Here is a 12,753-nt window from a genome sequence, read left to right on the forward strand (position 1 = left end):
GGAGAGCGTCTGCCTTACAAGCAGAGGGTCACAGGTTCGAGCCCTGTATCTTCCATTAATGAGCCGTTAGCTCAGTTGGTAGAGCATCTGACTTTTAATCAGAGGGTCGACAGTTCGAGACTGTCACGGCTCATTGCCCCTAGAGGGCAAGAATTTCTTTCGGCTTAACGCCGACTTAGCTCAGTTGGCAGAGCACCTGTCTTGTAAACAGGGGGTCGGAGGTTCGAATCCTCTAGTCGGCATTGAAACAGAATATGCGGAAGTAGTTCAGTGGTAGAACATCACCTTGCCATGGTGGGGGTCGCGGGTTCGAATCCCGTCTTCCGCTTTTGCCAATTCATATTATTTTGCCGGGGTGGCGGAATTGGCAGACGCACAGGACTTAAAATCCTGCGGTCAGTGATGACCGTACCGGTTCGATCCCGGTCCTCGGCACCATTTTGCACCCATAGCGCAACTGGATAGAGTGTCTGACTACGAATCAGAAGGTTGTAGGTTCGACTCCTACTGGGTGCATTGCAGATTGTTTCTTAATCTGTTGTAACAATTTAATTTCGGGAAATAGCTCAGCTTGGTAGAGCACCTGGTTTGGGACCAGGGGGTCGCAGGTTCGAATCCTGTTTTCCCGATTTATAAATAGTCTTATGACTGTTTATGATCGCGGTGTAGCTCAGCTGGCTAGAGCGTCCGGTTCATACCCGGGAGGTCGAGGGTTCGATCCCCCCTGCCGCGATTGGTATTATTGATGAACTTGGACCTTTAGCTCAGTTGGTTAGAGCAGACGGCTCATAACCGTCCGGTCGTAGGTTCGAGTCCTACAAGGTCCACTACGCTATGCAGTGGTCCACTAGTTCAATTATGGAGGATTACCCAAGTCTGGCTGAAGGGAACGGTCTTGAAAACCGTCAGGTGGGCGCAAGTCCACGCAAGAGTTCGAATCTCTTATCCTCCTTTTAAAACTTACTATTATCGCGGGGTGGAGCAGTCTGGTAGCTCGTCGGGCCCATAACCCGAAGGTCGTTGGTTCAAATCCAGCCCCCGCAATTTTGGTCCCATGGTCCAGTTGGTTAGGACGCCTGCCTGTCACGCAGGAGATCACGAGTTCGAGTCTCGTTGGGACCGCTTAAATGGCTCGGTAGCTCAGTCGGTAGAGCAATGGATTGAAGCTCCATGTGTCGGCAGTTCGATTCTGTCCCGCGCCATAATAACCATGATATGCGGGTGTAGTTTAGTGGTAAAACCGCAGCCTTCCAAGCTGCTGTCGCGAGTCCGATTCTCGTCACCCGCTTCATGGGCGCATAGCTCAGCTGGTTAGAGCGCACGCCTGATAAGCGTGAGGTCGGTGGTTCGAGTCCACTTGTGCCCATTTGGTTTTGGGGAAGTACTCAAGTGGCTGAAGAGGTGCCCCTGCTAAGGGTATAGGTCGCGAAAGCGGCGCGAGAGTTCGAATCTCTCCTTCTCCGTTTAGCAATTATATTTTCATGACCCCTTGGTCAAGTGGTTTAAGACACCGCCCTTTCACGGCGGTAACATGGGTTCGAATCCCGTAGGGGTCATCAACATTCTTATATTATCGCGGGGTGGAGCAGTCCGGTAGCTCGTCGGGCCCATAACCCGAAGGTCGTTGGTTCAAATCCAGCCCCCGCAATTATTAAACCTTACTTGTCATAGTAAGGTTTTTTGTTTGATATTAATCGTTTATTGAGGAGTCGATGATGAAATCTGGATGGACACATACATTAATTGATGATGCCGCGAAGACACCGCAGACACAAACCTTTCATGCTTTGGGGACAAGTATTGTATTAACCGTTTATGGCACCACATCAGCGGATATATTGACTGCGTCGCAACAGCTTGTTGATCAGTATGAAGATCAATTGACCGTTAACCGGGTTGATTCAGAGGTCATGGCGATAAATCACGCGGCTGGTGAAACCGCCATTCAAGTTTCAGATAGCACTTTTTCGTTAGTTAAGTTGGCACTTACAGCTAGTTTAGAAGATAGTGGCTTTAACGCCGCCATCGGTCCGTTGGTAAAGCAATGGCAAATTGGTTTTGCTGGTGCGCATGTACCCAGTAAGGAGTCAATTCAGGCGGCAATGACGTTGATTGATCCACATAAGATTGTTTTAGATGAAGAACAACATTCGGTACTTTTACAAGAAGCGGGTATGGAACTAGATTTAGGGGCAATTGCAAAAGGGTATATCGCTGACAGAATTCGTGATTTGTGGCGTGCTCATGGTGTGATTTCGGGCATTATAAACCTTGGTGGTAATCTGTTGTTCGTCGGTGATGCACCAGCGCGGGTAGATAAAATGTGGCGTATTGGCGTGCAGGATCCCTGGGCACAAAGAGGCGCACCTTTGGCAACGGTGATTTTGCCTGAATGCTCGGCCGTGACATCCGGAATCTATGAGCGTCATTTAGATGTTGATGGTCAGGCCTATCATCATATTATTGATTCAAGAACTGGTTACCCATTCGAAACAAGGCTGGAAAGTGTCACGATCTTTAGCCGTCATTCAGTTATTGGTGAAATTGAATCGACACGGCTGTTTTTTGATCAAGCTGCTGATGAACAATGGTTAGTTGCACATCCAGATTGTTATGGTGCCGTTTTCGTTTCACAGGATCATAAACTTACTTCGGTCGGCTTTAAGCAACAGGTTGATGGTTCACTAATACTTGCCTCAAATGAGGTTTAAATAATAAATAAAGCCCCTTGGACAAAAGTGATTTTGTCCAAGGGGCTTTGTTTATTTGGATAAGTCAATCGGTGTGTAGGTAACTGCGCGATAATTAAACTGGGTTTGTTTATAAAATGGTTTGAGTAATTCAAATGATGGACTGGTTGGCCAGGCATAGTAAGCTGACATGTCTTCCCAATTTGTTAACAGTAAAAACGCATTTGAATTCTTTTTGTTTTCAAGCAGGTGCAATGAGGTTAGTCCCGTTGGTAATTGCTGATCTAAGAGGCGTGTGATACTAGCACGCAGAATCTTTGCATGGTCAGCGTCCAGTTGCAGCGTTGTAAATGCCAAGAGGGGTGTGGTGGTGATTTCGCCAACACCCATGATGGAAGTGTACGTGATGGGGTTTGCAAACACACCTGGTTGCTGACTAGTGTCTAGTAGTAAAAGTCGTTCTTCTGAACCAGTCTCAGATAATGAAATTAGTTGATTTTGCGGATTGTTTGATTGAATCCGTTGTAAGATGTCCTTAGTACCAAACGTTAATGCAATTTCATGTGCCATGATGTGTCTCCTTTCAGATTGTTTGTCACTTATAGTATAGTCGTTTTTTGAAAGTTGACCCATGCACGTGCTTGTTAGGCGTTAAAAAGTTGATTAAAGGAGTTTAGAAAGCATGAAATTATCGATTCTAGGCTATTATGGCGGCTACCCAGCAAATGGAGTGGGAACGTCTGGCTACCTACTGCAAAGTGGCGATTACAACCTAATGGTGGATGCTGGCAGCGGCACATTGTTAGCCCTGCAAAAGGTATTGGATCCGATGCAACTGGATGCGCTATTACTCACACATTACCATCATGATCACATTGCTGACGTTGGACCGCTGCAGTATGAGTGGCAGCTTGTGACAGGGGCGCGTAAAGAAGCGATTCTTCCAATATATGGACATACAGAGGATCCGTTAAACTTTGCGGCATTGACTTGGCCTAATGCGACGCAAGGCATTGGGTATGACCCGGACAGTTCATTGGTTTTAGGACCGTTTGTCGTAACGTTTATGCGTACCGTACATCCGGTACCAACATTTGCGGTTAAAGTAGTCGAAACAAAGACGAGACAGACACTTGTCTTTACAGCAGACAGTGCTTTGATGCCAACGTTAGCTACATTTGCGAAAGATGCTGATGTGCTGATGGTTGATACAAACTTTTATGATGATCATGTGGGTAAAGAGTGGCACATGGAGGCAGGGCAGGCAGGGACACTAGCAAAAGAGGCTAAGGCAAAGACGCTGATACTAACACACTTACCCCAGACAGGAGACCTCCAGCGATTAAAGCAAGAGGCAGCGGCAAAGGTCACGAAGGACACGCGTGTATTATTAGCTAGCGAAATAAATAAATTAGAAATATAGTTGTGTACAATTAAATTCACTGATTAAAAATAAGCAAAACGCGTAAGGACGGCGTTTTGCTTATTGTATTTTAGATATTACTAATGCAAACAATCTAATAAAACAAATGAACGGCATAACAGTTTTATCAACTAGATGGTATTTATGTTTCTTTTTAAAAATGTAAAATACATAAAAAGCAAATGTGTATTTTAACTATGGGAATGGATGTTCGGCAAATGCTTCAGAAAAGGTTTTCTTTTAGATGGACGTGCTGTATAATAACTTATGTACAATTAAAGAGAAATCATTAGTACAGCGTGAGTTAGGGGGACGACATCTATGAACAACAATATGGTTACACTTTATACGTCACCGAGTTGCACTTCATGCCGCAAAGCACGAGCTTGGTTAATTGAAAACAACATTCCGTTTAAAGAACGGAACATCTTTGCTGAACCACTTTCAACTGATGAAGTTAAAACGGTTTTGCGGATGACTGAAGATGGCACCGAAGAAATCATTTCCAAACGTTCAAAAGTCTTCCAAGACCTGCATGTTGATTTGGATGATTTACCAATGAACAAGTTAATTTCACTAGTTCACGAAAACCCAGCCTTACTGCGTCGTCCAATCATTATGGATGACAAACGGCTGCAGGTTGGTTATAACGAAGATGAAATTCGCCGTTTCTTGCCACGTGACGTGCGTGCAATGGAACTGGCCGAAGCACAACGGCTTGCTGATTTATAAACGATATTGATGCTGTTTGCATGTGACTGGATCTATGGGATAATGTCTCATAGATTCAGTCTTTTGTTTTTGATTACAAAGTTTGTTTAACGAAGTGGTTAAACTTTACTTTGTGGTGCAGAAGACTAAAATATGAATAAACATTTAGGATCGACGTCCTTTTGTGAAAGGGGTGTTTCGCATGGAGATGGAACGCATTAATGAAAATACAATTCGGGTGCTGATCGGCAATGATGATTTATCTGCCCGGGGTATCACTGTCTTAGATTTGCTAGGGAACCATCAGCAGATTGAAAGCTTCTTCTACAGTATTTTGGAAGAAGTTGACGTTGATCGCCAATTTCAAGATAACGAAGCTGTGACGTTCCAGGTGTTACCTAACCGAAACGGCCTTGAGTTGTTTATCAGTAAAAACGTTGGCGACGATGCCGACGGAGATGACGCGTTCGATGATAACGGTGCAAATATCAGTGGTGCAGTTGACTTCGATAGTAGCTCCACTGATCAAGTGTCCGATTTTTTAAAGGCACAATTACAAGGTCGCGATGATGACGACGAACGTAAAACTGAAATTCAAGATGATGATCCAGACGACCTCAAAGGGGTGGTCAATAATCCAGATGTTCCAACTAAAGAAGTTGTTTTACAACTTGGCGACTTCGAGGATTTAGTAGCTATCGCCAAGAGTTTGCGGTTGGACGGGGCGGTTTCTAATCTGTATAAATACCGTGATCATTATTACTTGGATTTGGTGTTCTTTACGGATCAAACAACACCAGAGACAATTAAAGATGATGTTGCCGTTGCGTTAGAGTATGCCAATAAAACAAGTATTACGAGTGATGTGTTAGCCGAACATGGCGATAAAGTCATGGATACATCTGCGTTAGAGTTAGCACGGCATTATTTTAAATAATGATTCGGTCCGCAGGGATTAAGACAAAAGTGATTTTGTCTTAATCCTTTTTTTGTCGAGCATTTTGATCTGAAATACGTATGTTGTGTATGAGGTGACCAAAATGCTAATGGCTAAAGATGAAATGACAGGTGAACTGAAACAAGCCAGTAAAAATCTAACGGCGTCTTTTTTGTGTCCGGGTTGTGATCGGCCAGTTCACTTGCGGGCGGGAAATATCCGTATGGCTTATTTCGCACATCGAGCCAATGAGGCGTGCGAGACGTTTAGTGAAGGAGAGACAAGTGAACATTTACGGGGCAAAGCACAATTACAGGCCTGGTTTACAAGGCAGGGAGGCACCGCGGTATTGGAGAGTCCCATCCGCCAATTAGGTCAGCGTCCGGACATTTTGGTAAACGAACGGCTGGCCGTTGAGTTTCAATGTAGTCCATTATCTGAGGAGCGCTTTAATGAACGTGTTTCTGGTTACCATCAAGGCGGCTATCAGCAAATTTGGTTGCTTGGTCGACCTTATTTACCGCAACCACGACTTTCAATTAGTAAAATCAGTAAATTTATAATTGCCCATGCGCGCTTTGGCGTCTGCCAACTTTATTGGCAAACAGAAACGGAAAAAATATTAGTTGTTTTTGATATCAAGCAAGCACCTCTGTTGCCAATCCGTTACTATCAGCGCCAGTTTGACAGCTGGTTACAATGGCGGGCGTGGTGGTTGTCAGGGGTGGAGAAGCCAGCATCAGTTTCGCTGAATCAGGAGGCCATTTTACGGCAACGGCATGCATTATTACTGGGATTGCATCACAAAGCGACACCAATGTTGCGTTGGCAGGCCTTGTGTTACCAGCAACAGACGCATTTACTGGAACTACCTGAATGGGTCTACGGCGGTGAATTTAACGATCCATGCTTTATTAATAATGAATTGGACTGGCGGATTCCCTTATTTTTGTGGTGGCAAGCACATCCAGATGCGACGCCACGGCAACAATTAATCAGCTGGGGGAAGCGTGTCTTGCCAAGACTACGATGGTTATCTAATCAGAAGTGGCAGCAGACTGTTTGGCAACAGCAACAGCTTCGTGTTCGGCGAGAAGCCTTCTTTAGTGACAAGCACCATGAAAGTATGGTTCAGTGGCTACATAAGTAAATTAATTGTGGTAAGATTAAAAAGTCATTAGAAAGAACTCATGGTTTATTCATTAGGAGGCCAATATGTCAGATGTAAAACAACTGCCAACGCGTGATGAAGTTGACGAAGCATTAACGTGGGATTTAACACAAATTTTCAAAAGCGACGCTGACTGGAAAGCAGCTTATCAAAAAATTGAACAGGATTTGGAACAGCGTGATACATATCAAGGCCATCTGGGGGAGAGTGCTGACCAACTATTGGCCGGGACAACCTATTTATTAGACATCTGGCATCAGCTCGAAAATGTTGATGTGTATGCATCCTTGAAACAGGAGCAAGATACAGGGGATCAGGATGCCCAAGGTTTAGCTGCGCAGGCAAACGATTTAGTTGCTCGTGCAGGTAGTGCGTTAGCTTGGTTTAATCCGGAAGTGTTGTCCATTCCAGAAGAAACGTTGCAATCCTGGTTGAAGGAAGCGACCTTAGCACCTTATGCACATTACTTTGCTGATTTGGATCGTGCCAGAGAACATACGCTGTCTGCTGACAAGGAAGGGTTGCTCGCAGGCGCAAGTGATATCTTTGGCGCATCGGCTAAGACTTTTGGTGTTTTGGATAATGCTGACCTTGAGTTTCCAGTTGTTAAGGACGAGGCAGGTAACGACGTCCGCTTGACGCAGGGGGTATATGGCGTACTACTACAGTCTACAGACCGTTCTGTACGTGCGGCTGCCTTTAAGCAACTGTATAAGGTCTATCTCCAATTTCAAAACACCTTTGCTTCAACGCTATCAAGTAATGTAAAAGGTCATAATTTTGATGCCTCTGTGCATCATTATCCAACGGCCCGCGCTGCTGCATTAGCTAGCAACAATGTTCCTGAAAGTGTTTATGATACGTTAGTGACTGAAGTGAACAGTCATCTAGATTTACTGCATCGCTATGTTAGTTTACGGAAACGAATTTTGGGTGTTGATCACCTACACACCTATGATTTGTATACGCCAATTACGGGTGAGTCACCGTTGAGTTACACGTATCCAGAAGCACAACAGACTGCGTTAAAGGCGCTATCTGTCATGGGTGACGATTATGTAAGCCATGTTCAAGAGGCGTTTGATAATCGGTGGGTCGATGTGGTGGAAACGAAAGGAAAACGCAGTGGTGCCTTTTCTTCTGGTGTTTACGATACCAACCCATATATTTTGTTGAACTGGCAGGATAATTTGGAGGAACTGTTTACCCTTGTTCATGAAATGGGGCACAGTATTCACAGTTATTACACACGTCATAATCAGCCGTTTCAGTATGGGGACTATTCGATTTTCGTTGCAGAAATCGCTTCAACCACCAATGAAAATACGTTGACCCAATACCTGCTGGATAATACAGATGATCCTAAAGTGAAAGCATTTGTGTTGAATCATTATCTAGATGGCTTTAAGGGAACCGTCTTTCGTCAAACGCAATTTGCTGAGTTTGAACATTGGATTCACCAAGAAGACGCTGCCGGTCACCCACTGACTGCGCAACACATGGCGGATTATTACGGGAAACTGAATCAAACTTACTATGGGGATGATTTAACACCAGATCCAGAAATCGCCTATGAATGGGCGCGGATTCCGCATTTCTATTACAATTATTATGTATTTCAATATGCCACTGGTTTTGCGGCAGCATCCACGCTGTCACATAACATTACGAGTCAAAAACCTGGGGCACTGGAGCACTACCTTAATTTCTTAAAGGCTGGTAGTTCGGCATATCCACTTGATGTCATGAAGACAGCCGGTGTGGATATGACAAAACCGGATTATTTACAGGATGCATTTGCAGTGTTTGAACAACGGCTGAATGAATTTGAAGCATTGCTCAAGTAATTTCAGTTAAATAAGAATGAGAGAGTGGGCCAAAAGTCTGGAAGTAGCGAGCAAGACCTAGAACGGCCGTACGGATTGATCTTCAATCCGGTAGGTGGTTCGTAGTCTGCACAGCTACTTGACTTTTGGCGCACGTTTCCACTATTGAAACTTAGAAAACAAAAATGAGTCGCAATGGACATAATTAGTTATGTCCATGCGACTCATTTTTGCATGTTACAAAACGCGTAGGTTTGCTTTTTCTGTGCCTTGTTTCGCTGCTTGAGGGAGGCTCGCAAGGGTTGCATTAACATTGTGTTCGCTGATTTCTAAAAGGGTGTTGTAGTCGAAACGTTCCATCAAGAGGCCACATTCAAAGTCATCGACATCAAAAATGACCGTTTCACTAGGATGCTCGATGCCCATTTCGGAAACTAAACGTTGATCGGCACTGAAGGCATTTTCGGCCAATTTACTGCGCCGATCTTCCTCGAACATTTCAACATCTAAGGCGAGGTCATGAGCAACCTTTGAGCCTAGTTTTGCTGAGTAAAGTTGGTGTTGACCGAGCAATTGTTCTTGTAAACGAAGGAAGAACTGTCGGCCTAAACGTTTGCCCTGAAATGAGGCAGCTTTGTAATCCAAAATAATTTGGTAGAGTTGATCGGCTAAATCATTACGATCTAGGTCAGCGTGTTCTGCACTCAGACGACGGAAGGTTGAATTGATTGTTTGAAGGTTCAGCATGGGGACAAACTGAATTTGTAGTTTGCTCTGCGTTTGCGCGGAAATTTGGTTAACTTGCTTTTCGCACGCAAAACAATTTGTGCCAAGGGGATTAACAAACAGATACACTTCTAACACGGTTTGACCTCCATCTAATGTTTGTTTTAAAGTGATCATTACCGGCCTAAACGCCGTCAAACAGTCACTGCTTTAGCGTTTTACCAAATAAAAACAACCGGTTGCACAAGGTTCAATCCATGCCGTAACGATTGCTTTTGACTGGGACTATAATGCCCGATTTTTTTCATAATGTAAAGCCAAACGTTTTATGACTTTACACCTAGTGCTATCGCAGCGGTAACAATGGAAAGTATGGTAAAATTGAACCAGTCAGTGGTGTGGTTTTACACCGCTTTTAAACGACATAGGTGAGGAGGTCGCCAGATGATTGAAGACTGGGATCACTTTTTGCTCCCTTATGAGCAAGCAGTTGAGGAATTGAAGATTAAACTTCGCGGTATTCGTACGCAATATCAAGATGCCGGGCAGCCGTCACCAGTTGAATTTGTCACCGGACGGGTGAAGCCAATCGGCAGTATTCAAGAAAAAATGGTGCGTCGGCATGTTGCTGAGGATCGTTTGGAAGCCGATATGCAAGATATTGCCGGGCTACGAATCATGTGTCAATTTGTGGATGATATTTATCAAGTGGTGGATTTGTTGCGGAAACGGACGGATCTAACCATTCTCGAGGAACGCGATTATATTTCTAATGTCAAACCTAGCGGCTACCGTTCTTATCACATTGTGGTGTCTTACCCAGTTCAAATGATGGATGGGGAAAAGCGGATCCTGGCTGAAATTCAAGTGCGCACGTTGGCCATGAATTTTTGGGCGACGATTGAACATTCACTTGGGTACAAATACCAAGGTGAATTTCCCAAAGAATTACAAGGTCGGTTAGAACGTGCCGGAGAAGCTGCCTTTCGCTTAGATCAGGAAATGTCGGCGATTCGGGCCGATATTTCTGAGTCCAAAGGTGACGATTGGTCGGAACCTGCAGATGCCGAACAGCAAATGATTGGCGATGACCACGCAGATGATCAGCCTGAAATACATTAAGTATCTTGATGACGAGTGCCACACGAGAGAGTAGAGAAAATTATGAGAGTTGCAATTTACAGTTACTATCCAAATGATGCCACACGGGCAGTGATTGAAAAATTAACAGTCGCGCTGAATGCTGCGCACCTAACAATTGATGATGATAATCCTGACGTTGTCGTGTCCGTTGGTGGGGATGGCACGTTGCTATCCGCCTTTCATCACTACCGGTCAATTTTGGATCACATTCGTTTTGTTGGTTTACACACCGGTCACTTGGGCTTTTATACTGACTGGCGGGACTACGAAATTGATCAGTTAGTGACTAGCTTGGCGCATGATAATGGTGAAAGTGTCAGTTATCCGCTGCTAGATATTAACATCACGTACAAGGGCGAAACGGCGCCACAACAGTTTTTAGCGTTGAATGAAGCAACTGTTAAAAAGGCGGCTAAGACGTTGGTTTGCGATGTGTATATTAAAGATCAATTATTTGAACGTTTTCGTGGCGATGGTCTCTGCTTTTCCACACCAACTGGATCAACAGGTTATAACAAATCGCTTGGTGGGGCCGTTTTGCACCCGGGCATCGAAGCTATTCAAATGGCTGAAATTGCGTCGATCAATAATCGTGTATTCCGAACATTGGGGGCATCATTTATTATTGGCAAGGATGAATGGGTCACGTTACGTTCAGATGACGCGGATAATTTCTCCATCAGCTGTGACCAATTTTTGACACCAGAACGTTTAGTAAAAGAAATTACCTTTAAAGTTTCTAATCAACGGATTTCCTTTGCAGAGTATCGACACACCGCATTTTGGCAACGTGTTCGAGAATCATTTATCGGGGATGTCTTATAATGGCTTATCCGCTACGCTTCAACTGGCGTAATGATACTGACGAGTCTGTGAAACTACAGACGTTTTTGAGTAGCCACGGCGTTTCGCATGCCGTTTTAATTCAGATTAAATTTCACGGCGGCAGTATGCACATTAATCATCAACCAGCTTGGAGCGTTGACCTTGTGCAACCAGGTGATGTGGTCACCATTACGTTGCCGCCAGAACCGGCTAACGCAGCGGTGACCATTTCTGACCAGCCGTTAAACGTTGTGTTTGAAGATGATAACTTTTTGGTGGTCAATAAACCGGCCGGCGTCGCTTCAGTGCCGGCACATCATTATGCCAATGATACGATGGTCAACCGTGCGAAGGGATATTTCATCACACACGGTATTCCATTACAGGTGCCACACATCGTTACCCGGCTGGACAAGGATACAAGTGGCATGGTGTTGTTTGGTAAGCATCATATGGCACATTCCGTTCTTGATCGTCAGTTAAAAGTACATTCGTTGCAAAAAACGTATTTGGCAGTGGTTGCCGGGCATGGACTAGCAACGCATGGTGACATAACAACGCCAATTTTACGAGATCCGACGTCGTTTATTAAACGTATGACAGGACCAGAAGGGCAAGCGGCGCACACTGAATATGATGTTGTGACCGAATTAGCAGATGCTACAGTGGTACGCGTACAATTGCATACTGGCCGAACACATCAAATTCGGGTGCATTTTGCGAGTATCGGTCATCCATTAGTTGGGGATGCATTATATGAAGGACCGCTGAATCTTGGCATCACACGGCAAGCGTTGGCGTGCACGGATTTAAGTTTCAACGACCCATTTGCGCAGACGCAACGCACGTTACATGTCGATCCCGCTGAGGATATCCGGCGCTTAATTGTGGCGCAGGGGCAGTGTCCTCCAACGCCAAGTCATTAGCAAGTTCGCTTCGCTCACCGTCGACCAGATGTGACACCTTACCACTGCGGACTTTGCGAATTCTTCGCAGTCCTTCGTTCTCGGTGTTACATCTGGTCTTCGTTGCTAATGACTTGGCGTTGGAGGAGTGCTTTGCCCGCCTTGCGGGCAAAGCACAAGTTCAATGAACGTCGAAGTAAACTCTCCGCCACGGGAGCTGCAGCGGCCAACGTTCACTCTATGTAAAAGCTAACTGTAAACATCAAATAACCGCTCCAACAGTCTAGAGATAAACTGTTGGAGCGGTTATTTGGTGTTGCGTTTAACTTTTAATTTGGTACTAACGGTTGTGCCGCTCGCAAAGCGAGCGACACTCTCCGCCAAAACAGGGTAACA

Annotated in this window: 11 protein-coding genes and 17 tRNA genes; 26 read left to right on the plus strand and 2 right to left on the minus strand. The window is 44.9% G+C overall.

Annotated features, from left to right (window positions below; genetic code table 11):
* Positions 1-60 precede the first annotated feature (60 nt).
* The 18 genes from IV55_RS04500 (at position 61) to IV55_RS04585 (ending at position 2,711) form a co-directional block, all read left to right on the plus strand.
* Positions 61-133: transfer RNA gene (locus IV55_RS04500), tRNA-Lys, on the plus strand.
* Positions 134-169: 36 nt separating this feature from the next.
* Positions 170-242: transfer RNA gene (locus IV55_RS04505), tRNA-Thr, on the plus strand.
* A gap of 14 nt (positions 243-256) precedes the next feature.
* Positions 257-328, plus strand: a tRNA-Gly gene (locus IV55_RS04510).
* Between the two features lie 21 nt (positions 329-349).
* Positions 350-438, plus strand: a tRNA-Leu gene (locus IV55_RS04515).
* A gap of 4 nt (positions 439-442) precedes the next feature.
* Positions 443-516: transfer RNA gene (locus IV55_RS04520), tRNA-Arg, on the plus strand.
* A gap of 39 nt (positions 517-555) precedes the next feature.
* Positions 556-629: transfer RNA gene (locus IV55_RS04525), tRNA-Pro, on the plus strand.
* Positions 630-659: 30 nt separating this feature from the next.
* Positions 660-733: transfer RNA gene (locus IV55_RS04530), tRNA-Met, on the plus strand.
* Between the two features lie 20 nt (positions 734-753).
* Positions 754-827: transfer RNA gene (locus IV55_RS04535), tRNA-Ile, on the plus strand.
* A gap of 33 nt (positions 828-860) precedes the next feature.
* Positions 861-952: transfer RNA gene (locus IV55_RS04540), tRNA-Ser, on the plus strand.
* An 18-nt stretch (positions 953-970) separates the two neighbouring features.
* A tRNA-Met gene (locus IV55_RS04545) sits at positions 971-1,044 on the plus strand.
* Positions 1,045-1,048: 4 nt separating this feature from the next.
* Positions 1,049-1,122, plus strand: a tRNA-Asp gene (locus IV55_RS04550).
* A gap of 7 nt (positions 1,123-1,129) precedes the next feature.
* Positions 1,130-1,202, plus strand: a tRNA-Phe gene (locus IV55_RS04555).
* 15 nt (positions 1,203-1,217) lie between these two features.
* Positions 1,218-1,288 (plus strand) — tRNA-Gly (locus IV55_RS04560).
* A 4-nt stretch (positions 1,289-1,292) separates the two neighbouring features.
* A tRNA-Ile gene (locus IV55_RS04565) sits at positions 1,293-1,366 on the plus strand.
* A 9-nt stretch (positions 1,367-1,375) separates the two neighbouring features.
* Positions 1,376-1,463: transfer RNA gene (locus IV55_RS04570), tRNA-Ser, on the plus strand.
* 20 nt (positions 1,464-1,483) lie between these two features.
* Positions 1,484-1,556 (plus strand) — tRNA-Glu (locus IV55_RS04575).
* Between the two features lie 18 nt (positions 1,557-1,574).
* Positions 1,575-1,648 (plus strand) — tRNA-Met (locus IV55_RS04580).
* A gap of 67 nt (positions 1,649-1,715) precedes the next feature.
* Positions 1,716-2,711, plus strand: a complete 996-nt coding sequence (locus IV55_RS04585; protein ID WP_057809810.1) for an FAD:protein FMN transferase — start codon at positions 1,716-1,718, stop codon at positions 2,709-2,711.
* A gap of 51 nt (positions 2,712-2,762) precedes the next feature.
* On the opposite strand, the gene IV55_RS04590 is transcribed toward IV55_RS04585, so the two are convergent.
* Positions 2,763-3,260: an antibiotic biosynthesis monooxygenase gene (locus tag IV55_RS04590; protein WP_057809812.1), complete on the minus strand. Its 498-nt coding sequence runs from the start codon at positions 3,258-3,260 to the stop codon at positions 2,763-2,765.
* Between the two features lie 112 nt (positions 3,261-3,372).
* Between IV55_RS04590 and IV55_RS04595 the strand changes: the two genes are divergently transcribed.
* The 5 genes from IV55_RS04595 (at position 3,373) to pepF (ending at position 8,779) form a co-directional block, all read left to right on the plus strand.
* The gene (locus IV55_RS04595; RefSeq protein ID WP_057809814.1) at positions 3,373-4,113 is read left to right on the plus strand and encodes an MBL fold metallo-hydrolase; all 741 of its coding nucleotides are present in this window, start codon (positions 3,373-3,375) and stop codon (positions 4,111-4,113) included.
* Positions 4,114-4,446: 333 nt separating this feature from the next.
* Positions 4,447-4,845 (plus strand): transcriptional regulator SpxA, encoded by a 399-nt coding sequence (spxA, locus tag IV55_RS04600; protein ID WP_057810104.1) that lies wholly within the window; start codon positions 4,447-4,449, stop codon positions 4,843-4,845.
* Positions 4,846-5,026: 181 nt separating this feature from the next.
* Positions 5,027-5,761 (plus strand): adaptor protein MecA, encoded by a 735-nt coding sequence (locus IV55_RS04605; protein ID WP_057809816.1) that lies wholly within the window; start codon positions 5,027-5,029, stop codon positions 5,759-5,761.
* Positions 5,762-5,870: 109 nt separating this feature from the next.
* The gene (locus IV55_RS04610; RefSeq protein WP_162260728.1) at positions 5,871-6,911 is read left to right on the plus strand and encodes a competence protein CoiA; all 1,041 of its coding nucleotides are present in this window, start codon (positions 5,871-5,873) and stop codon (positions 6,909-6,911) included.
* Positions 6,912-6,976: 65 nt separating this feature from the next.
* Complete coding sequence (pepF, locus tag IV55_RS04615) at positions 6,977-8,779, plus strand: oligoendopeptidase F (RefSeq protein ID WP_057809820.1); 1,803 nt, start codon at positions 6,977-6,979, stop codon at positions 8,777-8,779.
* 216 nt (positions 8,780-8,995) lie between these two features.
* Here the strand turns inward: pepF and IV55_RS04620 are convergent, their stop codons facing one another.
* Complete coding sequence (locus tag IV55_RS04620) at positions 8,996-9,622, minus strand: DsbA family protein (protein WP_057809822.1); 627 nt, start codon at positions 9,620-9,622, stop codon at positions 8,996-8,998.
* Positions 9,623-9,928: 306 nt separating this feature from the next.
* Between IV55_RS04620 and yjbM the strand changes: the two genes are divergently transcribed.
* The 3 genes from yjbM to IV55_RS04635 are packed head-to-tail and all read left to right on the plus strand — an operon-like array spanning position 9,929 to position 12,378.
* Positions 9,929-10,606 (plus strand): GTP diphosphokinase, encoded by a 678-nt coding sequence (gene yjbM, locus IV55_RS04625; RefSeq protein WP_057809824.1) that lies wholly within the window; start codon positions 9,929-9,931, stop codon positions 10,604-10,606.
* Positions 10,607-10,648: 42 nt separating this feature from the next.
* Positions 10,649-11,452: an NAD kinase gene (locus tag IV55_RS04630; protein WP_057809827.1), complete on the plus strand. Its 804-nt coding sequence runs from the start codon at positions 10,649-10,651 to the stop codon at positions 11,450-11,452.
* Positions 11,452-12,378, plus strand: coding sequence for an RluA family pseudouridine synthase (locus tag IV55_RS04635; RefSeq protein ID WP_057809829.1), 927 nt, complete (start codon positions 11,452-11,454; stop codon positions 12,376-12,378). Before IV55_RS04630 ends, IV55_RS04635 begins: the two co-directional genes overlap by 1 nt.
* Positions 12,379-12,753: the final 375 nt, after the last annotated feature.

Origin of the sequence: Furfurilactobacillus siliginis, from assembly GCF_001437435.1 — a bacterium.
GTDB lineage: Bacteria > Bacillota > Bacilli > Lactobacillales > Lactobacillaceae > Furfurilactobacillus > Furfurilactobacillus siliginis.

What these genes read in the sequence shown, in the direction of transcription:
- IV55_RS04585 (WP_057809810.1), top strand. Translation starts at nt 1,716, where the DNA reads ATGAAATCTGGATGGACACATACATTAATTGATGATGCCGCGAAGACA.
- pepF (WP_057809820.1), top strand. Translation starts at nt 6,977, where the DNA reads ATGTCAGATGTAAAACAACTGCCAACGCGTGATGAAGTTGACGAAGCA.
- spxA (WP_057810104.1), top strand. Translation starts at nt 4,447, where the DNA reads ATGGTTACACTTTATACGTCACCGAGTTGCACTTCATGCCGCAAAGCA.
- yjbM (WP_057809824.1), top strand. Translation starts at nt 9,929, where the DNA reads ATGATTGAAGACTGGGATCACTTTTTGCTCCCTTATGAGCAAGCAGTT.
- IV55_RS04610 (WP_162260728.1), top strand. Translation starts at nt 5,871, where the DNA reads ATGGCTAAAGATGAAATGACAGGTGAACTGAAACAAGCCAGTAAAAAT.
- IV55_RS04635 (WP_057809829.1), top strand. Translation starts at nt 11,452, where the DNA reads ATGGCTTATCCGCTACGCTTCAACTGGCGTAATGATACTGACGAGTCT.
- IV55_RS04590 (WP_057809812.1), bottom strand. Translation starts at nt 3,260, where the DNA reads ATGGCACATGAAATTGCATTAACGTTTGGTACTAAGGACATCTTACAA.
- IV55_RS04605 (WP_057809816.1), top strand. Translation starts at nt 5,027, where the DNA reads ATGGAGATGGAACGCATTAATGAAAATACAATTCGGGTGCTGATCGGC.
- IV55_RS04630 (WP_057809827.1), top strand. Translation starts at nt 10,649, where the DNA reads ATGAGAGTTGCAATTTACAGTTACTATCCAAATGATGCCACACGGGCA.
- IV55_RS04595 (WP_057809814.1), top strand. Translation starts at nt 3,373, where the DNA reads ATGAAATTATCGATTCTAGGCTATTATGGCGGCTACCCAGCAAATGGA.